The organism is Corynebacterium sp. HMSC11D10 (genome assembly GCF_001806995.1).
Taxonomy (GTDB): domain Bacteria; phylum Actinomycetota; class Actinomycetes; order Mycobacteriales; family Mycobacteriaceae; genus Corynebacterium; species Corynebacterium coyleae.
Map to the genome: position 1 here is coordinate 38,706 of NZ_KV787018.1, position 23,040 is coordinate 61,745.

A 23,040-nucleotide genomic window follows, 5' to 3' on the forward strand; every position below is an offset into this window, starting at 1 on the left:
CGTGGCATAAGGAACCCCGCCACTGCGTGTTCTCAGTGGCGGGTTTGCGCTTCGAATTTCTCCGCGCCTAAGCATAAACACGGACCTAATAAAGGAAAAGCCCTAACTGTGTTTTGTGACGACTGTCACCTCAAAATTTCTTAGAATGACGAACTACCGCCACCAGCGGAAAAGCCCGACGAGGACACGCCGCCACTAAAGCCACTCGAGGAGGACGACGCCGCCTTTGCCGCCTGTACGTTCGCCGCGTGCCACGAGTGCATGTGCACGTATGGGACGTACCCGCCGTACCAGAACCCAGTCTCGTACACCGCCGGTGCCCGCAGCTTTTGCTTCTCCTTCACGTCGCTGAACTGCTTCTTCTTCACCTGGTCCAAGATCACGCGGTAATCGCCGAGCACGCGCACGAAGTCATCGAGGAAGGTGGGGGAGTTCGGGTTTGCGTCAAGCGCCTCGATCCGCCCCATCAGCAGGTCGAGTTCCCGCTTCAGCTCCTTGCCCTTCACCTCACTGCGCGCCCGCAGCACGTCCTCGCGGATCTTGGTCAGGTCAGCCCGTCGCGCTGCGGCGTCGCCATGCTCGACGGCGAAAAGCCTGTCGATGTTTTCCTCCGCCTTAGACACGTGCTTGACGGATTCGGCCGCGTCCGCCAACTGCCTGCGGTGCTCGTACACGTCCTTGTCGTCGTTCATGTTGATCGCGTTCAGCCCCGCCGCGCCGTGGACCAACTCGTTCATGCTCAGGAAGCGGTCGCGGACTTCCGCCCACTGGCGGCGCAGGGTTTCGTCGGCAAACGCGGACGTCAGCGAGTTCGCCCGCACGTCCACCTCGTCCAGCCGTCCCGCGAGGCGGGTGTATTCGCTGGTCACGGTGTCGTAGTCCTTGCGCGCCTGGGCGACTGCTTTTCGACGACGCCCCCGCACCGCCAACAACCCACCCCCACCAGCGCCTGTCGCACCGGCACCGAGGACGCCAAGCCCGATGGTCGCGCCGATCTGATCATCAGTCGCGTCGTCCACCTGCTTCTGGGCAAGTGCCTCGGCGTTCATGGCCTGGTTCGCGGTACGGAACAGCCCGGCCGGGATATTGCCGTCCTTCACGCCGGGTTTCATGGCGTCTTGGAGATCGGTGAGGTGGGAGTCGTCGTCAAGCATGAGCTCGCGAGTCACATCCTCGCCGCCGTACACAAATGCCTGCCGCGGGTCGAGGCCTACGCCGACGATGAGCGCGCCGTCCGCAAGGTGGCCGTTCTCGCGCTTCGACTGATCGACAAGGTCCGGGTACTGGGTGCGCAGGAGCGCCTCAACGTCGTCGAGGACGTTCTTGTGGTTCGTTTTGAACACCATGTAGTGGAAATCCGTGACCACCTCAGGCGCATCAATGCGTGCAGTGTCACGCTCGAGACGTGCGCGGTCGTCGGGGGAGAGGACCTGCTGCGGGTCGTCGATAATCGCATTCGGCGCGCCATGCGTTTGCATCGTGACCTGCGAAATCTCCGGCACATCCACCATGTTGTAGCCGACGGCGGCGCCACCGAAACCCACCAACGCCGTGATGCCAAGAACCGCTGCAGTCTCACTCAAATTCGCCATGGAAAAAAATTTTAGCGACGAAGTAACACACATCGCTTGGCGAGCGATGTAAGTTTTACAACTGTCAGAGCCCTGGCATGTTTCACCGATCACATTAAGGAGAACCCCATGAAGCGCATCGCTACCGCAGCAGCCGCTGCAACCCTGTCCCTGTCCCTCGTTGCCGGCCCGGCATTCGCTGAGACCGAGGGCACCACCCCGCCGAAGCCGGACAAGGACGGCTCCTCCATCTCCAAGCAGGAGGGCGACAAGGCCGGCGAGACCAAGGTTGGCTCCTCCGAGCGCTTCAAGGCGTGCAAGAAGGATGAGAAGCCCGTCGAGGCCAAGGACGGCGACGCTAAGGCTGACGAAGCCAAGACCAAGGAAACCAAGTCCACCGGCGACTGCATCCAGGAGCTCATCAAGGACGACAACTACAAGTCCGGCATCCTCGCCCTCCTGATCGGCGTCCCGGTCGCACTCGTCGCACTGCTCGGCGCAGCTGCTGCCTTCTCCGGCGCCATCCCGGGCGTGCAGCTCCCGGCTCTCCCGTTCTAAGGCACACTTAGGCGCGGTACTTCGACCCGGCTCCCCTGGTGGGGGACCGGGTCTTTTGTTGTGGTGAGGTTTTTGTTGTTCGTGCTGCGAACCTTCTTCGACACACGTTTAATAGCAGGTACACACCTGACACCAAGGAGAAAACCATGAAGCGCATCACCACCGCCGCTGTCGCGGCAACCCTGCCCCTGTCCCTCGTTGCCGGCCCGGCATTCGCCGCTGAAGGAGATTTTGGCTCTTCGCTCTACTACAGGGATTGCAAAGTCCAAATGGACGAAGTTTTCCTTAATTACGACCTCTCCTTGAAGGAGGCCAAGACCGACCAAGAGCGGGCCGAGATCAAGCAGGCCATCGAGGACAACAAGACCGAATATTTAAAGGAGTACAACAGCTCCACCCCGTCCGGCGTCTGCATCAAAAAGACCGTAGATCAGGAAGAGTACAAATCCAGCATGCTCGCCCTCCTGATCGGCGTTCCGGTCGCACTCGTCGCACTGCTCGGCGCAGCCGCTGCCTTCTCCGGTGCCATCCCGGGTGTCCAGCTCCCGGCACTGCCGTTCTAAGTCGTCGCGTTTCCGCCCGGCTCCCTCTCGAGGGCGCCGGGTTTTGTTGTTGTAGGGATGCATCGAATGTAACAACCAGACTGCTTTGCTCGATCTCCCAACTAAGCGTTAGCTTCCGCAACGCAGAACCAACGATCGAAGGAGAAGGCTATGAAGCGCATCGCAACTGCCGCTGTCGCAGCAACTGTGTCCCTGACCGCAATCGCAACCCCAGCCATCGCCGCTGAAACGGGTTCCTCTCAGTACTACAAGGACTGCAAGGTGGATGCCGACCGGTTCTTCAACAACAAGGGCAAAATCGAGGACAAGACGGACAGCGAAACCGTCAAGGGTGGAATGGAAGACATCCAAAAGGCTAAGTTCGGCGAGAACAATAGCTCCACCGCTACCGGTGTCTGCGTAAAGAAGCTCGTCAATAACGACGAGTACAAGTCCGGCGCCCTCGCCCTCCTGATCGGCGTCCCGGTCGCACTCGTCGCACTGCTCGGCGCTGCAGCTGCTTTCTCCGGCGCCATCCCGGGCCTGCAGCTCCCAGCACTGCCGTTCTAAATCGGTGCGCTTAGGCGCTTAGTTGAGACCCAGTTTCCCCAGTTGGGGCTGGGTCTTTTTAACGTCGTGAAAGTTTTTTGTCGATTTGCCTGCGGAATGCCCTTGACACACGTTTAATACCTTCTACACACCAAATCTCAAGGAGAAAAATATGAAGCGCATCGCTACCGCCGCCGTCGCGGCAACCCTGTCCCTGACCGCAGTCGCAACCCCGGCCCTCGCCGCTGAGGAGAAGCTTGGCTCTTCCAAGGCATACCAGAAGTGCGTCGAAAATATTGAGAAGACCTGGAAGTGGGTTGAAGATGCTCCAACCGCAGCTGAGAAGGCAGAGCGCAAGAAATGGGTTGAGGACAGCCTCAAGAACGAAAAGATCAACAGCTCCACCCCGTCTGGCGTCTGCATCAAGGCAGGAGTTCAGGATGACGACTACAAGGCTGGTTTCCTTGGTGTCCTGATCGGTGTCCCGGTCGCTCTCGTCGCACTGCTCGGCGCAGCCGCGGCCTTCTCCGGCGCTATCCCGGGCCTGCAGCTCCCGGCTCTCCCGTTCTAGGTCGGCGCGCTTAGGCGCTACAAATTCAACCCGGTCCTTGTTGAAGGGGCCGGGTTTTGTGTTGCCATGTGGAACTTTCTTCGGTGTGCCGTCGTGGTCTCCTGGGGAAAGTGAATTATTTGGGTGCGGTGGGGGAGGAAAGTTCCCGAGAACAGCTGTTTTCACCGTCGCGTGACGGAGTGGGGACGCAAACGTCAGTGAAGAACACGAAACCTGTGTGATTTCTCCAACCCGCAACACAGATTCGACCCGTACAAGTGAATGGCGACGGGCACAACGCCCGAGCGAATCAACTCGTGCGAATCAATTAGCGAAGGAGTAATCATGACCAACACTCGTATTGCAGCCGCCGCTACCGCTCTTGTTCTCGGCGCAACCGGGCTGGCCGCCTGCAACGACTCCGAGGACACCACTGACTCCGTGACCACTCCGACCGACGGTGTGGTCTCCGACGTCAGCGACGCCGTCACCACCGGTGACGCCACCGCGGGTGACACGGGCAGCACGGGTGGCACGGACTCCACCGGCGATGCGGTCGTCTCCGATTCGGCTGTTGTCTCCGAGGATCCGTTGGCGTCGACCGACGCGGTCATTTCCGACGAGGTAGTGACCAACTCCATCCCAGCTGACGGTGCAGCAGGTGGCGCTGCCAACGATGCAGCTGGCAGTGCAGCCACCGCACCGACCAACTAAGCCAACACCGACAGCGGGTAACGCCCGCTAGAACGGTTCAGACACCGCCCGGCTAATCACCACTGCGTCAGGCTCGATGCACTCACGCAGTTGAAGCTCGGCGGTTTTGTTGCTGTCTGAGGTGAGCACCCAACCCGCCCAGGCGTCCTTGCCAGGGGAGAAGATGCCGTCGCCCTTGCCGATGATGTTCAAGGTGGCGTCGCGAAGCCAGAGCGGGCCGACAAGATCAGCATGTTCGGTTCCCTCGAGTGGGGCGACGAAGGGTTGGTAGGCGACGGCGTTGAGGGCGGCGAGGGTGTCGTCGAAAAGCTGCTGCGCCACCGCCATGTGTTGCGAGGCACCGAGATAGACGATGGTGGTGAGAGAGAGGGGGCCGGTGGGCTCGTCGCGAAGCGTGAGGTCCGACAGGCCGCCGAGTGCCGCCGCGAACCGCGTGGGGCCGCCCATGTCCTCGAAGAAGAAGTAGTCGAGCGCCTCGTCGCGGTTGGTCGTGGTGAAGTCCACGAGGGCGTTGAGCTCGTAGAGCTGGAGGTCCTCCGGCGCGGCGAGGTTGTCGTACGCGGCTTGGCAGCGGAGATCCCAAAGCACGTACTCGTCCTCGATGGGGTGAGGGTGCGGTGACACCGCCGCAATCTCGACGCCGCTGGCCCGGATGCGGTTCAGGTAGAGCTCGTACGCGCCGTCGAGGTCCGGCTCGTGCGCCACGAAATGAGTGGTGACGATCTCGAAGGACATGCGAATGACACTACGCCATTGGGGGAGTGGGCAAATGTTTCACGTGAAACGGTGTGGCTAGTTGGGGAGGCGATACTTTCGCTTGCGGCTTGTGGGTGGGGCAGTGGGCACAATTTCACCCACATCCACCATGCTGCGGAGTCTTGGGCGCAGGGTGTTGACACTCACGTCAAGGTGCTCCGCGATGTCGCGTGCTGCTGCCTCTCCAACTTGGGACAGGTAGGCGATGAGTTTGTTGTCTGTTTCATCGAGTTCGATGCCGCTGCTTGAAAGTACAAACGAATCCCGCGTGTGTCCCGGTCCGAGCAGTCCGCGTGTGACGAGATCACTCAACAGACTGCGTGCATCGTCACTATCAAGCCCAATGTGCTTACGGAGCTCCTTCACGGACACAGCACCCAAACCCTTGGCAATCGCCAGCGCGATCTGTTCCTCTCGAGTGCTGTCGGGCGCGACCGACTCCAGCCATGCCGACATTTCAGGATCGAGGATCCCGAACCTGTATAGGATGACGGTGAACTCACCAATCCGGGCATCGAACACCGGCTGGGGCAGGCCATAGCCTTCCATCCCTTGCTTCATTCGCTGAATACCGCTTCCCTGGTTTTCAGCCACGCGCATCGAGCCCGAAGGCGTTGGAAGATTGCTTAGCAAGTTCGCGAGCGAAGGGTTCCTGCTTACCGACCTGTTCTCGTCGATATTGTCTTCAGTACGATCTCCCCACAGTCCTCCGGGACTGTTCACCTCGACCCGGTCCGGGTACACATCAACCTGCACTTGTCGCCCCTGGACCTGCGGACTGTAGTCACGGTGCATCGCGGCGTTCACAATAGCTTCACGTAAAGCAATCTCTGGAATCTCAGGCTCGTCGACCATATTCGACCCGACTTCCACAGTCCGAATCCGGAGATTACGCATGACGGCTTTAATCGCATCCTCGACCGCCAGTGGAAGCGGACCGTCGCAGTGGGCTCGATCGAGGAAGCGGGTTTCAGATGTCGACTTCTCCGTCGTAGGGTGAACCGCCACATCGATGAAGAGCTGCGGGAAAAATTGTTGCGGGTAACTGCCTAATGCCAATGCGCCTGCCAAGGTTGGCACCCCCTCAGCATCAAGCACATGCAGTCGCTCCAAAACCTCTGCATCGGTTCTTGTTCCCACTCGGATCCTGGAACCCCTCTTTTCCAAAGATTGGATCAGCCCGTTCCACGCCTGGCCGTCTAGGTCATCAAGGCTCGCCCCCGGAACAGGCAGCAACTCCGAGGAATCTGGCGTGTAGAGATTCATGAGCTGAAAGATCTCGTAGCTGGAAAGCCTCTGATCGCCATCCAGTACTCGCTTGTACGCGCCATCCCGGAGTCCTTGCGAGGTCACGTAACACGGCATCTGCTTTCCGAGGCGCTCATCGGTACGCATCGGCCGCACCTCAACCAAGATCACCGGCGAACCCTGGTATTCATCGAGTTCGACGACAGTCTCGGGTATCGGCGTCACCGGAGGCTTCTGTTGGTCGACCCTCAAAGCACTGATGAGTCGATCATTCATCGCACGAGAGTCAAAATCAGTGGCTGGCTGGAACGTACCGGTCGACTGATCTTCCTCAATACCAAGCACGATCACGCCACCCTTCGTATTGGCGAAGGCGCTCACTGCTTTCCAAAAGGCTGTATCCAACTTCCCCGTACCGGATTTCGCCTCAATCCAGTGATCATCATTCCGCTGGCGCCGCAGCCTGGCCATAATGTCATCCATCCGCTCACTCATGCTCTCACTGTACTCACTTTTTACAGTGAGGGCATCACTCAATACAGTGAGGACCCATTTTCACCTCTCTTTTTACAGTGAGGGCGTCACTTCATACAGTGAGGAGCCATCTCGATACAGTGAGCACCTGATGTTTCACGTGAAACACCTCGAAGAGCAACAAGGCAAAAGAAAACCGCCCCGAAGGGCGGTCGTCTCAAATCAGTGGGGGACTAGCGGGCAGCGCCTGCTTGGGTGTCCGCCGGGGTGGTGACGGTGTCGTCGTCAAGCGAATCGTTCTTGATCTTGCCCGCAGCGAACTTGTTCACGATCAGGGCGATCGCGCCGTCGCCGGTGACGTTGGCGGCCGTGCCGAAGGAGTCAACGACGATGTAGGACGCGATCATGAGCGAGACCATGGACTCGTCGAAACCGAGGTTGGACTGCAGCAGACCGACAGCGGCCATGATGGCGCCACCCGGCACGCCCGGCGCGGCGATCATCATGATGCCCAGCAGGAGGATGAATCCGATGACCTGGCCGGCGGAGATGTCCAGGTTGGCCATGAACACGATGGAGAGCGCGTAGAGGGTGATCTTCATCATCGAGCCGGACAGGTGAATCGTCGCGCAGAGCGGGACCACGAAGCCGGCGACGTCCTCGTCAACCTTGTTCTTCAGGGTAGACTTGTAGGTGACCGGGATGGTCGCGGCGGAGGACGAGGTGCCCAGTGCGGTGAAGTATGCCGGCAGCATGTTCTTCAGCGCCTTGAACGGGTTCACGCCAGCGACGGTGCCTGCGACCAGGTACTGCAGCAGGACGATCACAACAGTCATCACGACGGAGAGCAGGAGGACCACGCCCATGGCCGCCATGGTGTCGCCGAAGTTCTCGTTCATGCCCAGGTTGAGGAAGGTGCCGAAGATGAACAGCGGCAGCAGCGGGATGACGAAGGTGACCACGACCTTGAGCACGATGTCGTTAAGCTCGCCGAGCACCTTGAACAGGTTGTCGGACTTCACTGCCGTCATGGACAGGCCGACGACGAAGGCGAGGAGCAGCGCGGACATGACTTCCAGTGGTGGCGGCATTTCAACGCTGAAGTAAGGGGAGAGGCCGCCGGCATCGGGGTCGGCGACATCGGTGATGAGGGTCTTGCCGTCCAGAAGCCTCGGGTACAGCGTGGACGCCGTGAACCATGCGATCAGGCCGGAGATGAACGTGGAGCCGTATGCGACACCGGCGGTGACGCCGAGCCACTTGCCTGCGCCCTGACCCAGACCCGCGATGGCGGGGGCGATGAGGGCGAAGATAAGGACCGGGACGAAGAAGCCGAGGAAGTTAGAGAACAGCCCGTTGAACGTGACAAAGACGCGGGCAAGCCAGTCCGGGAAGAAGAAGCTGCAGGCGAAGCCCAAGGCAATCGCTACAACCACCCAGAACAGCAATGAGTGGAGGGTTTTCTTTTGCATGGGCCTAGCGTAGCCCGTATTTATGCAATCTACTGCATTTTGATCATATTTTTTTGCAGGTGAGTGTGCGGTCGTATGCTTAGTGGCTATGAGTCCGTTCGCGAACATGAGCTCCCTTAACGTTGTCCTCGGCATTATCTTCTCGTTGCTAACGCTTGCGCTGTTCATCCCCGGCGCGCTCGCCTCTGCGGGCAAGCTGCCCGGCAACAAGTGGATCGGCCTCCACGTGCCGGCTGTGCGCAAGGACGAAGGCACTTGGAACCAGGCGCATAAGGTAGCGGGTCCGTTCTGGGTGCTGGCCGCGTTGGCGCTCGCGTTCGGCGCGGCGTTTTCGTTCATCGCTTCCGGCTGGATGTGGGTCATGCCGGCGATCGCGGCGGTAGCGGCGGTGATTTCGGCGTCCGTGGGCGGCAACTTCGGTGCGCGCGCCGCGACGTTGGTGGAGCACGCGCGTGAGCAGGCGCCTGCGCAAGAAGAGGAGAAGCCCGCGGTGAACCTTGATGCTTTGCGACGAGCCGCCGACCACGCCGACAACAACGAATAAAATGAGCCCGCGAAGCCGGATCCTCGGCTACACTTCCTTTTTGTGACGTACATGACTTCTCAAACATGGTGGTGGCTCGCCTAACTGGCGCGCCACCTAGCGAAGTCACGGCCCGCCAGCTTGTCCCCCAAGCGCCGCGGGCCCTTTTTTATCCCTCGGTGCAAGCAAGAACAGAACCGAGGATCACATGAAATTCACCCGTCAAGAGGTGCGCTACCACGAGGATGTGGCAAGCCTCTTCGCCCACATCGGCGGCCTCGACGCAACCGACACGGTGTTGCTCGAGTCCGCTGACATCACGACACGTTCGGGGTTGCAGTCGTTGGCGGTGCTGAGGTCGTCGATACGCATTACTTGCTCCGGCAACCGCGTGACGCTGACGCCGTTGACGCCGTCGGGCGAGATTATTGCGAACGAGATCGGGCTCGAGCACGAGTTTCCGCGCGTTGATGTGGAGGACGAGCGCGAGCGCCTGACCGCGGCGTCCACGATGGATGTGCTGCGCAAACTGACCGCCACCGAGGGCAATGAGGACTTTCCGCTGCTCGCGGGCGGTTTTGCGTTTGATTACCTGGAGACGTTCGAGCGTCTGCCCGAGGTCGCGGACGGCGACAACACCTACCCGGATTACGAGTTCGTGCTCGCCGAGGTGGTGCTGCGCGTGAACCACCAAACCGGCACGGCGTACCTCGCCGGGGTTGATGCTGCAGGTGACGGAATTGATCTCACCGAGATCGCAGCACTTATCGACGACGCCCCCGCACCCACCGACCCAACCACCCTCACCGGCACCCTCGTCGCCGAGGCAGATATGCCGGACGAGGAGTTCCGTGGGGTAGTGGAGCAGCTGCAGGGCAACATTTACAACGGCGACATCTACCAAGTCGTGCCGGCGCGCAGCTTCACCGCCGACTGCGACGACGCCTTCGGTGCGTACCGCCGCCTGCGTGCCGCGAACCCCTCGCCGTACATGTTCTACATCCGCGGCGAGGGCTACGAACTGTTCGGCGCATCGCCGGAGTCGAACCTGAAGTTCTCGCCGACCACCCGCCAGGTGCAGCTGTATCCCATTGCCGGCACGCGCCCGCGCGGGCTGAACCCGGACGGCACGGTCAATCACGAACTGGACACGCGCATGGAACTGCAGTTGCGCACCGACGCCAAAGAGGTTGCCGAGCACACCATGCTGGTGGACCTGGCCCGCAACGACATGGCGCGCGTGGCCGAGCCGCGTACCCGCAAAGTGCAAGACCTACTGCAGGTGGACCGCTACTCGCGCGTGATGCACCTGGTTAGCCGGGTCACCGCCACGCTGGCTGCGGACCTCGACGCGCTTGACGCCTACCGCGCGTGCATGAACATGGGCACGCTCACCGGCGCACCGAAGCTGCGTGCGACCGAACTGCTTCGCTCCGTGGAAGGCAAGCGCCGCGGTTCCTACGGCGGGGCGGTGGGCTACTTGCGTGGCGACGGCGAATTCGACACCTGCATCGTCATCCGTTCCGCATTCGTGGCCAACGGCAAGGCCATCGTGCAGGCCGGCGCGGGTGTTGTGCGCGACTCCGTGCCCCAGTCCGAGGCTGACGAAACTCTGCACAAGGCCTACGCAGTCCTGCACGCACTCGCCGGTGGCCGCGACCTGGAGGTGAAGAAATGATCGTCCTGCTGGATAACCAAGACTCCTTCGTTTACAACCTGGTGGACGCGTTCGCGGACTACGACACCGTGGTTTACCGCAATACCGTTACCGCCGACACGGTGCTGAACGCCAACCCGGACCTCATCGTGCTTTCGCCCGGCCCGGGCTACCCGGCCGACGCCGGCTGCATGATGGAGGTCATCGAACGCGCCCAGGGACGGGTCCCGATTCTGGGCATCTGCCTGGGCTTTCAGGCTCTGGTGGAGCACTTTGGTGGGCGGGTTGAGCCGTGCGGGCCGGTGCATGGGTCGTCGCAAAGCATGGTGCTTACAGACGGCCGCCACGTCCCCGTCGCCCGCTACCACTCCCTCGGCGCCACCACCGCGCCACCCGGTATTACGCCGCTGGCGTGGACCGGCACGGAGATCGGCGACGTGATCATGGCCGCCGAAACCGACGACGGCATGTCCATCGGACTGCAGTTCCACCCCGAATCCATCCTTACCCCCTCTGGCCCGCAAATCCTGGACCACTGTGTGACGAAATTACTACAGAAAGGCCACGACAATGACTAGCCAACTCGAGATCTTCCGCCGCTTCATGGACAACCCCGAGCCCACCCTCGAGGAAGCCATCGAGGCATTTACCCCGCTGACCGTCGGCGACTACGACGACGTACACATCGCCGCACTGTTGGCCATGATCCGCACGCGCGGCGAAACTTTTGCCGACATCGCCGGTGCGGCCCGCGCGTTCCTTGCCGCCGGGCGTCCGTTCCCGGTGACGGGGGAGGGGATCATGGACACCGCCGGTACGGGTGGCGACGGCGCGAACACCATCAACATCACCACAGCCGCTTCGCTTACCGCAGCTGCCGGGGGCGTGAAGATGATCAAGTGCGGCAACCGCTCCGTGTCCTCCAAGTCCGGTTCGGCGGACGTGCTCGAGGCGCTGAACATCCCGCTGGACCTCGACCCGGACCGTGCTGTGCGCCAGTTCGAGTCCTCCAACTTCACGTTCCTGTTCGCCCCGGCGTACAACCCGGCGATCGCGTTCGTGCAGCAGGTCCGCAAGGCACTTGGCGTGTCCACGCTGTTTAACACGATGGGTCCGCTGCTCAGCCCGGCACGCCCGGAGTTCCAGATCATGGGCATCGCTAACCCTAAGTTGGGCCAGGTGATTGCGGAAACGATGCGTGAGCTGGGCCGTAACCGTGCGCTCGTCGTCCATGGCGCGGGTACCGACGAGATCGCGGTCCACGGCGATACCGAGGTCTGGGAGCTCAAGGACGGCGAGATCACCCACTACACGGTCACGCCCGAGGAGCTCGGCGTGGAGCGCCACAGTCTGGAGGACCTGCGCGGCGGCAACGGTGCGGAGAACGCAGCCTTCATGCGCGCCACGTTCGCGGGGGAGGGCCCGGCCGCGCACCGCGACGCCGTTGCCGTTTCCGCGGGTGCGATGTTCTACCTCTACGGCATCGCGGATTCACTGGCCGCGGGTACCGAGCACGCGAAGCAGTTGCTTGCAAACGGCACGGTGGCCGATTGGCTCGCCACCCACGAGGAGGCCGATTACAGTGGCTAAGATTTTGACCAATATCGTCGAGAACCGAAAACGTCACCTTGACGATATTCGCGCACGCGTTGCACACGTAGATTTCGCCACGTTACGCAATTCGGAGCGCTCTCTGTACGACTCCCTCGCGCGCCCCGGCACCGCATTCATTATGGAGTGCAAGTCCGCGTCCCCCTCGCTCGGGCCAATTCGCGACGACTACAAGCCCGGCGAGATCGCATCCGTGTACTCACGCTACGCCGCGGGCATCTCCGTGTTGTGCGAGCCGGACTACTTCAACGGCGACTACGACCACCTGGCCACCGTCGCCGCAACGACCCATTTGCCGGTACTGTGCAAGGACTTCATCATCGACGAGGTCCAGATCTACGCCGCGCGCTACTTCGGCGCCGATGCGATCCTGCTCATGCTCTCCGTCCTTTCCGACGAGGAGTACGCGCACCTGGCTTCCGTCGCCGAGTCGCTCCACATGGACGTGCTCACCGAGGTGATCAACGAGGACGAGGCTCACCGTGCCATCAAGCTCGGCGCGAAGATCTTCGGCGTGAACCACCGCAATCTTCACGATCTCTCCATCGACCTCGACCGCTCCGCACGCCTCGCCGAGCTCGCTCCCGATGGGGCAGTGGTGGTCTCCGAGTCCGGCATCCGCGACTCCGCAACCGTGCGTCGCCTCGGCAGTCACTCCGATGCGTTCCTGGTTGGCAGCCAACTGACCTCCCAGCCGGACATCGACCGCGCCTGCCGCGAGCTCGTCTACGGCCCGAACAAGGTCTGCGGCCTGCGCACCGCCTCCGCCGCCCAGGCCGCCAAGGCGTGCGGCGCGGTCTACGGCGGGCTCATTTTCGACGACGCCTCCCCGCGCAATGTTTCACGTGAAACAGCCACCGACATCATCGCCGCCGAGCCCGGCCTGGACTACGTCGCGGTGTCCCGCCGCACCTCGGGTTACGACGAGCTCGTCCAGCCCGGCATCGCCGCCGTCCAAATCCACGCGCCGTACCAGGGCTCCGTCGAGGCGGAACTGGCGCTCATCGAATCCGTGCGCAAAGAGGTCGACGTCGAGGTCTGGCGTGCCGTCTCCATGACGCAGCCGGATGGAGAAAAGGTGGCCGAGGCGGTTGCTGGGGTCGTCGACAAGCTAGTGCTCGACGCCCACGACGGCGGCTCGGGGGAGCGCTTCGACTGGACGCGCGTGCCGGACGCCGTGAAGCAGAAGGCGTTCCTTGCGGGCGGCCTCAACCCCAACAACCTCACTGATGCGCTGCGCGTCGGATGCGCCGGCCTGGACCTGAACTCCGGCTTCGAAGACCCCAACGGCCACAAAGACGCGGGCGCGCTGCGCCGCGGCTTCGACACCATCGGCAACTACCACGAGTAAAGGACACCCTATGACTCTCCTCCCTGCGTACTACGGCGAATTCGGCGGACAGTTCGTCCCCGAATCCCTCCTGCCAGCGCTCGACCAACTCGAGCAAGCTTTCGTCGACGCGTTTAACGACGAGGCCTTCATGGCGGAATACCGCTCCCTCCTGCGCGACTACCTCGGCCGTCCGACCCCGCTGACCGAATGCCGCAACCTGCCCCTCGACGGCAACGCGCGCATCTTCCTCAAACGCGAGGACCTCGTGCACGGCGGCGCCCACAAAACCAACCAGGTGATCGGCCAGGCGCTGCTGGCAAAGAAGATGGGCAAGACCCGCATCATCGCGGAGACCGGCGCCGGCCAACACGGCACGGCGACCGCACTTGCCTGTGCGCTCCTCGGGCTCGACTGCGTGATCTACATGGGCAAGACCGACATGCAGCGCCAGGCACCGAACGTCTACCGCATGCGCCTGATGGGCGCGAAGGTCGTCGGCGTGGAATCCGGCGCGGGCACCCTCAAGGACGCGGTGAACGAGGCGCTTCGTGACTGGACCGCAACCTTCCACGAATCCCACTACCTCCTCGGCACGGCTGCTGGCCCGCACCCGTTCCCGAAGATCGTCAAGGAATTCCACCGCGTGATCTCCACCGAGGCCCGCGCCCAGATCCTCGAGCGCACCGGCGCCCTGCCGGACGTGGTCGTCGCCTGCGTCGGCGGCGGCTCCAACGCCATCGGCATGTTCGCCGACTTCATTGACGACGACACCGTCGAACTGGTCGGCGCCGAACCCGGCGGCGAAGGCTTCGGCCAAGGCAAGCACGGCGCCGCCATCGCCCAGGGCACCATCGGCATCCTGCACGGCACCCGCTCGTACCTCATGCGTGACGACGACGGCCAGGTCGAAGAGTCCTACTCCATCTCCGCCGGCCTGGACTACCCGGCCGTCGGCCCGGAGCACGCCTACCTCGCCCAGTCCGGCCGTGCGAAGTACGTGCCCGTCACCGACGAAGAGGCCCTCGACGCCTTCCAGGCCCTATCCCGCCACGAAGGCATCATCCCGGCGCTCGAGTCCTCGCACGCCCTGGCCTACGCGCTCAAGCGCGCTGCCGAGCACCCGGCCGACGCCGAGCCGCTGAACATTCTCGTCGCCCTGTCCGGCCGCGGCGACAAGGACATCGCACACGTCCGCGCAACCCTCGAGCAGAAGGAGAACAAGTAAATGTCGCGCTACGAGCAACTCTTTGCCAAGGGGGAGGGCGCGTTCGTCCCCTTCATCATGCTGTCCGACCCGAACCCGGATGACGCCGTGGAGATCATCTCCGCCATCGTTGAAGCCGGCGCCGACGCATTGGAACTCGGCGTGCCGTTCTCTGACCCGGTCGCCGACGGCCCCGCCATCCAGGGCGCCCACGTCCGCGCTCTGCGTGGGGGAGCGACCGTACAGCAGGCCCTCGACCAGGTGCGCACCATCCGCGAACGCTACCCGGACCTGCCGATCGGCATGCTGATCTACGCCAACGTCGCCCACACTCGCGGCCTCGACCGCTTCTACACCGAGTTCAAGGAGGCCGGCGCCGATAGCGTGTTGCTTCCCGACGTCCCCGTGCGCGAGTCTGACCCCTTCACCGCCGCCGCCGAGCGCGCCGGCATCGACCCGATCTTCATCGCCCCGGCAAAGGCCTCCCGCGAGGTCCTCGAGGGCGTGGCCGCTAACTCCCGCGGCTACATTTACGCCATTTCTCGCGACGGCGTCACCGGCGCGGAGAATGAGGCGACAGTGGAGGGGCTGCGTGAGGTCGTCGATAATGTGCAGTCCTTCGGCGGCGCACCGGTACTGCTCGGCTTCGGCATCTCCCGACCCGAGCACGTGCGCGACGCGATCGCCGCTGGGGCCGCCGGCGCGATTACCGGGTCGGCGATTACGAACATTATTGATAAGTATGTCGTCGATAATCGCGTGGAAAACATGGACAGGCTGAAACGGGAACTTTCCGACTACGTCAGCGCCATGAAGCAGGCTACGATCGCATCATGACCTGTTCACGTCGCATGTTCCTGCTCGGCACCGCCACTACCTTCGCCGGTGCCTTCCTGGCCGCCTGCGGGGAAGAGGCCCCCGAAGAAATTGCGAAGACCGACGTGCCGGTCGGCTCCGCGGTGATCCTGGACAAGTTCATCATCGCCCAGCCGTCCGCCGGCCAGTTCGTCGCATACTCGGCGGTGTGCCCGCACCAGCAGAAGAAGATCACGAAGGTGGAGGGCGAGACCGTCAAGTGCGTCGCCCACGGTTCCGTCTTCAACATTGCGACCGGCGAGCGCGTCTCCGGCCCCGCCATCTCCGGCCTGCGCGAGGTAGAGGTCATCGAAGCCGGCGACAAGGTCGAAGCCCAAAACCCGGCGAGCTAACCTGCTGGCCGTAGACTCGGCCACATGAAGAAGCTCGATCCTCTCCTCGTCGGCATCGTTGTTGCTGCGATCCTCGCCTTCGTCGTGCCGGCGCGCGGCGCGTTCGCGGACGGCTTTGGGGTGGCCGTCAAACTCGCGATCGCGCTGCTCTTTTTCCTCTACGGCGCACGCCTATCGACGCAAGAAGCCCTCCGGGGCCTCACCAACTGGCGCCTCCATGCCCTCATCCTCGCGTTTACCTTCGTGGCATACCCGCTGATCGGTCTGCTCGCGCGACCTACCACCGGGCTCATCTCCGAGGACCTCTACCAGGGCCTACTCTTCATGACCCTCGTTCCGTCCACCGTCCAGTCCTCCGTGGCGCTGACCGGCATCGCACGCGGCAACGTGTCCGGTGCTGTTGTGGCGGCGTCGGTGTCGTCGTTGGTGGGTGTCGTCGCTACGCCATTGCTCGTGATGTGGCTGATGGGCGCAGGCGACGGCGTGCACATCGACACCACCGTGTTCACCGACATCGCCCTCCAACTCCTCCTGCCGTTCATGCTCGGCCAGCTGGCACACAAACGGCTGGGGGAGTTGGCTAAATCCAAGGCCACCAAGATCGTCGACCGCGGCTCCATCTGGATGGTCGTCTATTCCGCCTTTTCCAAGGGTGTCGTCTCCGGCGTGTGGTCGAACGTGACCGCGCTTGAGATCGTGCTGCTGATTGTGTTCTCCGTGGTGCTGGTCTTCGCCATGCTGTGGCTGACCCGCGTCGTGCCACAGGCGCTGCGATTCCCGCGCGAGGACGTCGTGGCCGTGCAGATGTGTGGCACGCAGAAATCTCTTGCGACCGGCTTGCCGATGGCTACCGTCATCTTCGGCGGTGCCCAACTCGGCGTGCTTATTATTCCGCTAATGATCTATCACATGGCACAGTTGATGATCTGTTCCGCATATGTCTCCAGAAAGAGTTTCACGTGAAACATTACGTCCGCATCCATTACAACGTCCCCGAACTCGGCGGAGAGCTGCTGAATATCGCTGAGCTGGAGGAGGTGTCGTCGCAAAGCTGCACCATGCTCCGCATGATTGAACTCGACCCCGCCGAGACCATCACCGGCATCTACGTCGACGGTCGCATCATCGGACAGGCCAACCAACCCATGGGCACCGTGCCACACCCGCGCACCTACGACGCGATGGAAGGCATCACCGCCCGCCACCTCACCGCCGACGAATTCGAAGGCCTCTGGTCCGAAGCCCGAGCGAAGTTCCCGCACTAGCTTTATTCTTCGCCTATGGGTAGCTTTTTCGACACCATAGGCCCCTTCCTGCCTGGCCCGCTCGAGATCATCGCGTTCTATGGCCAGATTTTCCTCCCGATCCTGGTGCTGTTCTTCATCGCCCGGATGATCTTCCCAGGCCGCGCACCCATCGGATTTCGCCGCGACCTTATCGACGGCGTCATCCGCACCATCCACATCACCCCGCACATCCCGGGTGTGGACTCGACCGTCAGATACATGTCCGTTGCGACGATCGAGGCCACCACGCCCAATGGGGTAGTGAAGTACAAGGACATCCCCGCCAGTCCCGGTGCCCTCCCCAGCGCGGTTCGTCGGCAGATTTTCAAGCGCCCCCTACGCCAGCGCTCGCATCGGATCGACGTCGGCGACACGCTCAAAGCCCGCGAGATCCGCCGCCAGATCCAGAGTGGCGGCTACGACTTCACCCTGCCGCAGCCGGTCCGCGTGAAACTCGTCCCGCCGAAGAAGGAAGGCAAGCGCCTCTGGTACCGCGTGGTGAATTAGTTGGTGCGTCCCCACTTGTCCGCAATGCGGAGTTGCGGATGCTTGACGACGACCCCACGCGCCCGAATTCGTTGGGCCTCCCCAACGATTGGCGCGGCCGGGATTGTCCGCAATGCGGAGTTGTTCCGTTCGGTTTTAGTGCGTTTTATAGCACTCATATAAAACATTGTTTGTGCAGGTCACAGCCGTGTCGTGGCGGGTTGTATGCTTTGCTTTATCGAACATACATACGGCCTTAAGGGGGACCACAATGACAACGGCAGTGGAGGAGAAGTGCACTGAACCTAGTGCGTTTGCGGAGTTGCTTACGGATGCAATCGAGCAGTCGCACAGAAGCATGACGCGTTGTAAGGCGGAGCTGTTGACGTCGATACGCGCGTTTGAGGAGGGCGGTTTCGCACCGCAGATGGGGGCACGGACCACGGCGCAGTTTCTGACGCGTCGCCTGGGGATCTCGATCTCCACAGCGCACGAATATGTCCACGTCGGCTGCCGCCTCGGCGAGTTTCTGTACCTTCAGCAGCAGTTCTCTGCGGGCAAGATCAGCTACTCGGTGGTGCGCTTGCTGCTTCGCTACCTAACCCCGGCGGTAGAGCGCCAACTTGTCGACATGGCCCTGGAACTCGGCTACCACGAACTCGAAATCGCACTCAGTGGATACGACAAACCAGGGAATGGTGATAGCGAGAAGCCGGACCACTACCTGCGCGTACACACCCGCGATAACGGCGAGATTGCCCTCCACGGGGTGCTCAACGCCACCGACGGCGCCGCATTCATCGCCGCGCTGAAACTCGGGGAGATCGCCTACTACGAGATGGAGGAAATGCTCGAGGATGCATTGCGCCACGAAGACGGCCGCGTCGCCGAGCTCTCCATCAGGGACATGCTGCAAAAGGCCGACGCCGTCGAACCCGCAAAGAAGGCTCGCAAGACCGCCTCGGGCTATGGCATGCCGATCGGCCGAATGCTGTTGCAGGCCTTCATGGGCATGGTGCACATGACCCGCAGCCAGCCCAAGAGCACACTGACAACGCCAGGCGCGCACGTCAACGTTCTGGTGACCAAGGACGGCCGCGCCTACATGCCCAACAACGTCGGCGCGCGTTCCGAGGCACTGGTTGGATTGATCGCCAATGCTGACCTGCGCGCTTCCACTGTCGACGACGACGGCCTGATCATCAACACCGGCCGCTCTTCACGCTTTGCGACGCCGGGCCAGGTCAACGCCCTGCTCACGATGTGGGGTGGCCAGTGTGCAGCGCCTGGTTGCACGCACTCCCGCTTCATCGAGATCCACCACATCAAGGAGTGGTCCGAGGGCGGTATGACCGATCTAGAAAACCTGCTGCCACTCTGTTCCGCCTGCCACTCCTTGGTTACCGATGGCTACCTCGAAACCGTCAAGGACGGCAGCGACGTGCACTTCATCTACCAAGACGGCACCCGCTACGTTTCGGAGAACTATTCACTCCCACGCCGCCGCGACAACGCCGAAACCTGGGCAGAAAGCGGGGGAGGATTCGATGACTAAGCGCAACCAAAGCAGAGAAAAACTCCCCTCCGCGCGGGAGAGGAGTCAAGCGTTAAAGCCGAGAAGACTTAGAACGGGAGCTGGACACCCGGGATGACGCCTGCGTAAGCAGCGCCACCGAGGACAGCGAGAACCAGAGCGGCGATGCCAGTGCCGACGAGGATGTCGTAGGTGGTGCCCAGCTTGTAGCCGTTGTTCGCGTCGTTCTGGAACGACGACTTCATGACAGTATTCTGGTTGGCGACATCCTTATCGGTCTTGGTCTCAAACATGCCAGCCTTGGACGAGCCCATATACGGTGCAGAGAAACCCTCGCCCGGCTTATCAACCTCAGCTGCAACAGCAGCGAGGAGGTACCAACCAAGCAGCTCATCGGTGACCTGCGAAGAAGCAGCGTATCCGTAGCCGCCGGTTTCTTTACCGTCAATTTCGACGGCCTGAGCCGGAACGGCGGCGAGGGACAGGGCGGTGGTTGCTGCCAGGACGGCTGCGGCGGTGCGCTTCATGGGAAACTCCTGAAGTAGAGCGGATAAAAGTGAGCCAAGTAACTTGACAACCGCAATTAAAGCACAGCCAACAACCTGTGACCAAACGTAATTTAACCGTAACGTTATCGGGTTGCCTGGCGATATAAGCGCTCTACACCACCAGGTTCACCAGCAGCATGTACACGGCGGTGCCGGCGAAGATGGAGAGGTCGGCGCGCTGTCGCCAGGCGTGGAGCACGAACGTAATCACCAAAGCCGCGAGGGCGGACCAGAAGCGGCCGGGGTTTCCAGCTTCGCCCGCGATGGTGTACACGACCAGGACGGTCATCACGCCGACGGGCATGAGGACGGCGAGGAAGTCGATGAACGGGCTGCCCTTGAGGTACCGCGTGAGCGCGAAGGGCAGGGCGCGCAGCAGGAAGGTCACGATGCCGGCCGGGATGATCACGGCGGCGGCCATGCCGAGGGTGACGCCGTCGGGGAGTCCGAGGGTGCTCATTTATTTCACCTGCCAGGTGAGGAGGTCGTCGATACGCGGTGCCCAGAACCGCAGCAACAGCACGCCGAAGTAGGCGAGCAGGCCGATGATGATCATCTGGTCGGGGAAGATGAACGCCGCGACCACGGCCAGCGCACCCGCGATGAGTGGGGCGGAGAGGTCCTTGCTGCTTTGGAATGCCTCGTAGGCGAGGACCGCAAATAGGGCGGTGAGGGCAAACTCGAAGCCTTCGATGTCCTCTGGGATGAGGTTGCCCACGAGTGCGCCGATGATGCCCGGCAGGATCCACGATGCGTTGATCAGCATCGCGCTGGTCATCAAGCGGGCATGAGTCAGGCGCGTGCCATTAGCGACGAGCGTGGACGTCAGGGCGTAGAGCTCATCGGTCACGCCGTAGGTGAGGTACAGGCGCGGCAGGCCCGGGCGCGCGACGTCGCGGGGGAAGGTGAGGCCGTAGAAGATGTGGCGGAAGTTCACCATGAACGCGGTCAGCGCGGAGGAAAACACGCCGAACCCGCTGGTCACCATGCCAATGGCCAGGAATTCCATCGAGCCGGAGTAGATGATGACGGAGAAGATCGGGGCCCACCACCATGCAAAACCGGCTTGCGTGACCAGCAACCCAAACGCCAGGCCGAGCGGCACCAAACCGAGGCCGACGAGCCACGAGTCCTTCAGACCCTGGCGAATCTGCTGCTGTGTTTCACGTGAAACACCCAATTAGTTGTCCTCCAGGCTCGCGGGGAACGTCGCGAACAGTGGCAAGGGCATTGCTTGGCGACGCATCACGTCCCCCCACAAATCCGCACCCGCCGGAGCGATCACGTCGGAGGGCAGGGCGGGGGCGACGAACCAGTCGCCACGCAGGATCTCTTCGTCGAGTTGGCCCGGCTCCCACTCGGCGTAGCCGGCGAAGATGCGAACACCGTCGATGTCGGCGGAGACAAGCTCCGGTTCAACGTTGAGGTTGAGCAGCACGAGGCGGTTGGCCATGCGCTGGAAGTACGGGTTGGCGTCGATGTCCACGCCGGGGGAGGTGACGCCGAGGCACACTGCGGCCTCGGGGCGGACGGGCCCGCCAATGTGCACAGCCTGGGGCTTGGCGGCGAGGTCGGCCCACGCAGGGATCACGTTGGCAAGCGCGGTCTCGCTGCGGCGGTTCAACACGACGCCGAGGGTGCGCTCCGCGCTCTGCTCGATGATGAGCACCACGGTGCGGGCGAACTCGGGGGAGTACATGCCGGGTGCGGCGACGAGCAGCATGCCGGGTTCAGGGTCAGTGCGCTCCAGGGCGTTGAAGAGGCGATCGGCGTAGAAGTACTCAGGCATTCTCGTTCTCCCACCAGGTTTTGAGTTCGGCGACGGCCTCGTCGTGGTCGAGCTCGCCACGCTCGAGGCGCAGTTCCTTCAAATACTTCCACGCCTTGCCAACCTCCGGGCCCGGTTTGAGGCCGAGGATCTCCATGATCTCGTTGCCGTCGAGGTCCGGGCGCACGCGAGCGAGGTCCTCCTTGGCGGCGATGTCGGCGATGCGCTCCTCCAGGTGGTCGTAGGTGCGCTGGAGGCGCGCGGCCTTCCTGGGGTTGCGGGTGGTGCAATCCGCACGAACGAGTTTGTGCAGCTTAGGCAGCAATTCGCCGGCGTCGGTGACGTAACGGCGCACGGCAGAATCGGTCCACTGCCCCTCGCCGAAGCCGTGGAAACGCATGTGCAAGAACACGAGCTGGCCCACGTCGGAAATGACGTGCTTCGGGTACTTCAGGGCCTTGAGGCGCTTGCGGGTCATCTTCGCGCCGACCACTTCGTGGTGGTAGAAGGTCACGCCGCCGCCTTCCTTCGGCGCGCGAGTGGCGGGTTTGCCGATGTCGTGCATGAGCGCCGCCCAGCGCAGCTTCAGGTCGGGGCCCTCCTCCGCGTCTTCGAGTTCGGTGGCTTGGCGCAGCACGGTCAGGGAGTGGCGGTAGACGTCCTTGTGCTGCATGTGCTCGTCGGTCTCGAGTTGCAGGGCAGGGATCTCGGGCAGGATGTACTCGGCAACACCGGTGGCCACGAGCAGGTCGATGCCCTCCCAGGGGCGCGAGCCGCACATGAGTTTGTCCAGTTCGGCCTGGACGCGCTCGACGGTGATGCGCTGGATCTCACCGGCCATGTCGCGCATCGCATCGAAGACGCGGTCGGCCACCGTAAAGCCCAGTTGGGAGACGAAGCGGGCGGCGCGCAGCATGCGCAGCGGGTCGTCGCGGAACGACACCTCCGGCTCCTGCGGGGTGTCCAGCACGCCCACGACCAGGTCGGCAAGGCCGTTGACCGGGTCGTGGAAGGTGGGGGCGAGGTGGTCGTCGACAAGCGAAAGCTCAATCGCCATCGCATTGCAGGCGAAGTCGCGGCGCACGAGGTCGCCGTCGAGGGTGTCGCCGAAGGTAACTTCGGGGTTGCGGGTGATGCCGTCGTAAAGATCGGAGCGGAACGTCGTAATTTCAACGGTTTCCCCGTGCCGGATCGCGGAGACGGTGCCGAATTCGATGCCGGTGTCCCACACCTTCTCGCCCCACTCCGCGAGAATTTCCTGGATAACCGCAGGTCGGGCGGATGTAGTGAAGTCCAAATCGTGCACCCCGCGGCCCAGCATGGCGTCGCGGACGGAACCGCCAACAATATATAAGGACTCGCCGCGCTCGGCGAAGAGTCGGGCGAGCGGCTCCAGCAGGGCAGATTGCTTCTCGACGACCCCCTGCGCCCGGGCCATCAACGCGGCG

Annotated in this window: 26 protein-coding genes; 17 read left to right on the forward strand and 9 right to left on the reverse strand. The window is 62.5% G+C overall.

Going from position 1 to position 23,040, the window contains the following annotated elements; all coding sequences use genetic code 11:
* Positions 1-140 precede the first annotated feature (140 nt).
* Complete coding sequence (locus HMPREF3120_RS00510; RefSeq protein WP_070449744.1) at positions 141-1,592, reverse strand: hypothetical protein; 1,452 nt, start codon at positions 1,590-1,592, stop codon at positions 141-143.
* Positions 1,593-1,700: 108 nt separating this feature from the next.
* On the opposite strand from HMPREF3120_RS00510, the gene HMPREF3120_RS00515 reads away from it, so the two are divergent.
* The 5 genes from HMPREF3120_RS00515 to HMPREF3120_RS00535 all read left to right on the forward strand — a co-directional run bounded on the left by HMPREF3120_RS00515 (position 1,701) and on the right by HMPREF3120_RS00535 (position 4,484).
* Positions 1,701-2,129: a hypothetical protein gene (locus tag HMPREF3120_RS00515; protein ID WP_070449750.1), complete on the forward strand. Its 429-nt coding sequence runs from the start codon at positions 1,701-1,703 to the stop codon at positions 2,127-2,129.
* A 146-nt stretch (positions 2,130-2,275) separates the two neighbouring features.
* A complete protein-coding gene (locus HMPREF3120_RS00520) occupies positions 2,276-2,692 on the forward strand; it encodes a hypothetical protein (RefSeq protein WP_070449752.1) in 417 nt (138 codons plus the stop codon).
* A 150-nt stretch (positions 2,693-2,842) separates the two neighbouring features.
* Entirely contained in the window at positions 2,843-3,241 is a 399-nt protein-coding gene (locus HMPREF3120_RS00525; RefSeq protein ID WP_070449755.1) for a hypothetical protein, read from the forward strand.
* Positions 3,242-3,392: 151 nt separating this feature from the next.
* A complete protein-coding gene (locus tag HMPREF3120_RS00530) occupies positions 3,393-3,791 on the forward strand; it encodes a hypothetical protein (protein WP_070449765.1) in 399 nt (132 codons plus the stop codon).
* Between the two features lie 324 nt (positions 3,792-4,115).
* Positions 4,116-4,484, forward strand: a complete 369-nt coding sequence (locus HMPREF3120_RS00535; RefSeq protein ID WP_070449768.1) for a hypothetical protein — start codon at positions 4,116-4,118, stop codon at positions 4,482-4,484.
* A gap of 27 nt (positions 4,485-4,511) precedes the next feature.
* Here HMPREF3120_RS00535 and HMPREF3120_RS00540 read toward each other — a convergent pair whose 3' ends face one another.
* The 3 genes from HMPREF3120_RS00540 to HMPREF3120_RS00550 form a co-directional block, all read right to left on the reverse strand.
* Complete coding sequence (locus HMPREF3120_RS00540) at positions 4,512-5,219, reverse strand: hypothetical protein (protein ID WP_070449771.1); 708 nt, start codon at positions 5,217-5,219, stop codon at positions 4,512-4,514.
* A 57-nt stretch (positions 5,220-5,276) separates the two neighbouring features.
* Positions 5,277-6,983, reverse strand: coding sequence for an ATP-binding protein (locus HMPREF3120_RS00545; RefSeq protein WP_070449921.1), 1,707 nt, complete (start codon positions 6,981-6,983; stop codon positions 5,277-5,279).
* Positions 6,984-7,195: 212 nt separating this feature from the next.
* The gene (locus HMPREF3120_RS00550; RefSeq protein ID WP_070449776.1) at positions 7,196-8,434 is read right to left on the reverse strand and encodes a dicarboxylate/amino acid:cation symporter; all 1,239 of its coding nucleotides are present in this window, start codon (positions 8,432-8,434) and stop codon (positions 7,196-7,198) included.
* Between the two features lie 88 nt (positions 8,435-8,522).
* Between HMPREF3120_RS00550 and HMPREF3120_RS00555 the strand changes: the two genes are divergently transcribed.
* The 12 genes from HMPREF3120_RS00555 (at position 8,523) to HMPREF3120_RS00610 (ending at position 19,297) form a co-directional block, all read left to right on the forward strand.
* On the forward strand, positions 8,523-8,978 hold the full coding sequence (locus HMPREF3120_RS00555; RefSeq protein WP_246815385.1) for an SdpI family protein: 456 nt from the start codon (positions 8,523-8,525) through the stop codon (positions 8,976-8,978).
* Positions 8,979-9,165: 187 nt separating this feature from the next.
* Positions 9,166-10,635 carry an anthranilate synthase component 1 gene (locus HMPREF3120_RS00560; RefSeq protein WP_070449779.1) on the forward strand — a complete coding sequence of 490 codons (1,470 nt, stop codon included), beginning with the start codon at positions 9,166-9,168 and terminating at the stop codon, positions 10,633-10,635.
* Entirely contained in the window at positions 10,632-11,192 is a 561-nt protein-coding gene (locus tag HMPREF3120_RS00565; protein WP_070449782.1) for a glutamine amidotransferase-related protein, read from the forward strand. The genes HMPREF3120_RS00560 and HMPREF3120_RS00565 overlap by 4 nt, the downstream gene beginning before the upstream one ends.
* The gene (gene trpD / locus HMPREF3120_RS00570; RefSeq protein WP_070449785.1) at positions 11,185-12,204 is read left to right on the forward strand and encodes an anthranilate phosphoribosyltransferase; all 1,020 of its coding nucleotides are present in this window, start codon (positions 11,185-11,187) and stop codon (positions 12,202-12,204) included. Before HMPREF3120_RS00565 ends, trpD begins: the two co-directional genes overlap by 8 nt.
* The gene (gene trpCF, locus HMPREF3120_RS00575; RefSeq protein WP_070449789.1) at positions 12,197-13,576 is read left to right on the forward strand and encodes a bifunctional indole-3-glycerol-phosphate synthase TrpC/phosphoribosylanthranilate isomerase TrpF; all 1,380 of its coding nucleotides are present in this window, start codon (positions 12,197-12,199) and stop codon (positions 13,574-13,576) included. The genes trpD and trpCF overlap by 8 nt, the downstream gene beginning before the upstream one ends.
* A 10-nt stretch (positions 13,577-13,586) precedes the next feature.
* On the forward strand, positions 13,587-14,783 hold the full coding sequence (gene trpB, locus HMPREF3120_RS00580) for a tryptophan synthase subunit beta (protein ID WP_070449793.1): 1,197 nt from the start codon (positions 13,587-13,589) through the stop codon (positions 14,781-14,783).
* Positions 14,784-15,599 (forward strand): tryptophan synthase subunit alpha, encoded by an 816-nt coding sequence (gene trpA / locus HMPREF3120_RS00585; RefSeq protein ID WP_070449794.1) that lies wholly within the window; start codon positions 14,784-14,786, stop codon positions 15,597-15,599. It begins immediately after the preceding gene.
* Positions 15,596-15,970: a Rieske (2Fe-2S) protein gene (locus HMPREF3120_RS00590; protein ID WP_083279367.1), complete on the forward strand. Its 375-nt coding sequence runs from the start codon at positions 15,596-15,598 to the stop codon at positions 15,968-15,970. The genes trpA and HMPREF3120_RS00590 overlap by 4 nt, the downstream gene beginning before the upstream one ends.
* A 24-nt stretch (positions 15,971-15,994) precedes the next feature.
* Positions 15,995-16,933, forward strand: coding sequence for a bile acid:sodium symporter family protein (locus HMPREF3120_RS00595; protein WP_070421892.1), 939 nt, complete (start codon positions 15,995-15,997; stop codon positions 16,931-16,933).
* Positions 16,930-17,235 carry a hypothetical protein gene (locus HMPREF3120_RS00600; protein WP_070449796.1) on the forward strand — a complete coding sequence of 102 codons (306 nt, stop codon included), beginning with the start codon at positions 16,930-16,932 and terminating at the stop codon, positions 17,233-17,235. Before HMPREF3120_RS00595 ends, HMPREF3120_RS00600 begins: the two co-directional genes overlap by 4 nt.
* Positions 17,236-17,250: 15 nt before the next feature.
* Positions 17,251-17,763 (forward strand): hypothetical protein, encoded by a 513-nt coding sequence (locus tag HMPREF3120_RS00605; RefSeq protein ID WP_070449798.1) that lies wholly within the window; start codon positions 17,251-17,253, stop codon positions 17,761-17,763.
* 250 nt (positions 17,764-18,013) lie between these two features.
* Positions 18,014-19,297 carry an HNH endonuclease signature motif containing protein gene (locus HMPREF3120_RS00610; protein WP_070449801.1) on the forward strand — a complete coding sequence of 428 codons (1,284 nt, stop codon included), beginning with the start codon at positions 18,014-18,016 and terminating at the stop codon, positions 19,295-19,297.
* 68 nt (positions 19,298-19,365) lie between these two features.
* On the opposite strand, the gene HMPREF3120_RS00615 is transcribed toward HMPREF3120_RS00610, so the two are convergent.
* The 5 genes from HMPREF3120_RS00615 to HMPREF3120_RS00635 all read right to left on the reverse strand — a co-directional run bounded on the left by HMPREF3120_RS00615 (position 19,366) and on the right by HMPREF3120_RS00635 (position 23,030).
* On the reverse strand, positions 19,366-19,803 hold the full coding sequence (locus HMPREF3120_RS00615; RefSeq protein WP_070449804.1) for a hypothetical protein: 438 nt from the start codon (positions 19,801-19,803) through the stop codon (positions 19,366-19,368).
* Positions 19,804-19,936: 133 nt separating this feature from the next.
* On the reverse strand, positions 19,937-20,284 hold the full coding sequence (locus tag HMPREF3120_RS00620) for a branched-chain amino acid transporter permease (RefSeq protein ID WP_070449807.1): 348 nt from the start codon (positions 20,282-20,284) through the stop codon (positions 19,937-19,939).
* Entirely contained in the window at positions 20,285-21,004 is a 720-nt protein-coding gene (locus tag HMPREF3120_RS00625; protein WP_070449812.1) for an AzlC family ABC transporter permease, read from the reverse strand.
* A complete protein-coding gene (locus HMPREF3120_RS00630; protein WP_070449814.1) occupies positions 21,005-21,613 on the reverse strand; it encodes a YqgE/AlgH family protein in 609 nt (202 codons plus the stop codon).
* Positions 21,606-23,030: a CCA tRNA nucleotidyltransferase gene (locus HMPREF3120_RS00635; RefSeq protein WP_371441175.1), complete on the reverse strand. Its 1,425-nt coding sequence runs from the start codon at positions 23,028-23,030 to the stop codon at positions 21,606-21,608. Before HMPREF3120_RS00635 ends, HMPREF3120_RS00630 begins: the two co-directional genes overlap by 8 nt.
* Positions 23,031-23,040 lie beyond the last annotated feature (10 nt).

What these genes read in the sequence shown, in the direction of transcription:
- trpA (WP_070449794.1), top strand. Translation starts at nt 14,784, where the DNA reads ATGTCGCGCTACGAGCAACTCTTTGCCAAGGGGGAGGGCGCGTTCGTC.
- HMPREF3120_RS00610 (WP_070449801.1), top strand. Translation starts at nt 18,014, where the DNA reads ATGACAACGGCAGTGGAGGAGAAGTGCACTGAACCTAGTGCGTTTGCG.
- HMPREF3120_RS00565 (WP_070449782.1), top strand. Translation starts at nt 10,632, where the DNA reads ATGATCGTCCTGCTGGATAACCAAGACTCCTTCGTTTACAACCTGGTG.
- HMPREF3120_RS00535 (WP_070449768.1), top strand. Translation starts at nt 4,116, where the DNA reads ATGACCAACACTCGTATTGCAGCCGCCGCTACCGCTCTTGTTCTCGGC.
- HMPREF3120_RS00510 (WP_070449744.1), bottom strand. Translation starts at nt 1,592, where the DNA reads ATGGCGAATTTGAGTGAGACTGCAGCGGTTCTTGGCATCACGGCGTTG.
- HMPREF3120_RS00515 (WP_070449750.1), top strand. Translation starts at nt 1,701, where the DNA reads ATGAAGCGCATCGCTACCGCAGCAGCCGCTGCAACCCTGTCCCTGTCC.
- HMPREF3120_RS00550 (WP_070449776.1), bottom strand. Translation starts at nt 8,434, where the DNA reads ATGCAAAAGAAAACCCTCCACTCATTGCTGTTCTGGGTGGTTGTAGCG.
- trpD (WP_070449785.1), top strand. Translation starts at nt 11,185, where the DNA reads ATGACTAGCCAACTCGAGATCTTCCGCCGCTTCATGGACAACCCCGAG.
- HMPREF3120_RS00545 (WP_070449921.1), bottom strand. Translation starts at nt 6,983, where the DNA reads ATGAGTGAGCGGATGGATGACATTATGGCCAGGCTGCGGCGCCAGCGG.
- HMPREF3120_RS00520 (WP_070449752.1), top strand. Translation starts at nt 2,276, where the DNA reads ATGAAGCGCATCACCACCGCCGCTGTCGCGGCAACCCTGCCCCTGTCC.
- HMPREF3120_RS00615 (WP_070449804.1), bottom strand. Translation starts at nt 19,803, where the DNA reads ATGAAGCGCACCGCCGCAGCCGTCCTGGCAGCAACCACCGCCCTGTCC.
- HMPREF3120_RS00555 (WP_246815385.1), top strand. Translation starts at nt 8,523, where the DNA reads ATGAGTCCGTTCGCGAACATGAGCTCCCTTAACGTTGTCCTCGGCATT.
- HMPREF3120_RS00635 (WP_371441175.1), bottom strand. Translation starts at nt 23,030, where the DNA reads ATGGCCCGGGCGCAGGGGGTCGTCGAGAAGCAATCTGCCCTGCTGGAG.
- HMPREF3120_RS00530 (WP_070449765.1), top strand. Translation starts at nt 3,393, where the DNA reads ATGAAGCGCATCGCTACCGCCGCCGTCGCGGCAACCCTGTCCCTGACC.
- HMPREF3120_RS00560 (WP_070449779.1), top strand. Translation starts at nt 9,166, where the DNA reads ATGAAATTCACCCGTCAAGAGGTGCGCTACCACGAGGATGTGGCAAGC.
- HMPREF3120_RS00620 (WP_070449807.1), bottom strand. Translation starts at nt 20,284, where the DNA reads ATGAGCACCCTCGGACTCCCCGACGGCGTCACCCTCGGCATGGCCGCC.
- HMPREF3120_RS00590 (WP_083279367.1), top strand. Translation starts at nt 15,596, where the DNA reads ATGACCTGTTCACGTCGCATGTTCCTGCTCGGCACCGCCACTACCTTC.
- HMPREF3120_RS00540 (WP_070449771.1), bottom strand. Translation starts at nt 5,219, where the DNA reads ATGTCCTTCGAGATCGTCACCACTCATTTCGTGGCGCACGAGCCGGAC.
- HMPREF3120_RS00630 (WP_070449814.1), bottom strand. Translation starts at nt 21,613, where the DNA reads ATGCCTGAGTACTTCTACGCCGATCGCCTCTTCAACGCCCTGGAGCGC.
- HMPREF3120_RS00525 (WP_070449755.1), top strand. Translation starts at nt 2,843, where the DNA reads ATGAAGCGCATCGCAACTGCCGCTGTCGCAGCAACTGTGTCCCTGACC.
- HMPREF3120_RS00595 (WP_070421892.1), top strand. Translation starts at nt 15,995, where the DNA reads ATGAAGAAGCTCGATCCTCTCCTCGTCGGCATCGTTGTTGCTGCGATC.
- trpB (WP_070449793.1), top strand. Translation starts at nt 13,587, where the DNA reads ATGACTCTCCTCCCTGCGTACTACGGCGAATTCGGCGGACAGTTCGTC.
- HMPREF3120_RS00605 (WP_070449798.1), top strand. Translation starts at nt 17,251, where the DNA reads ATGGGTAGCTTTTTCGACACCATAGGCCCCTTCCTGCCTGGCCCGCTC.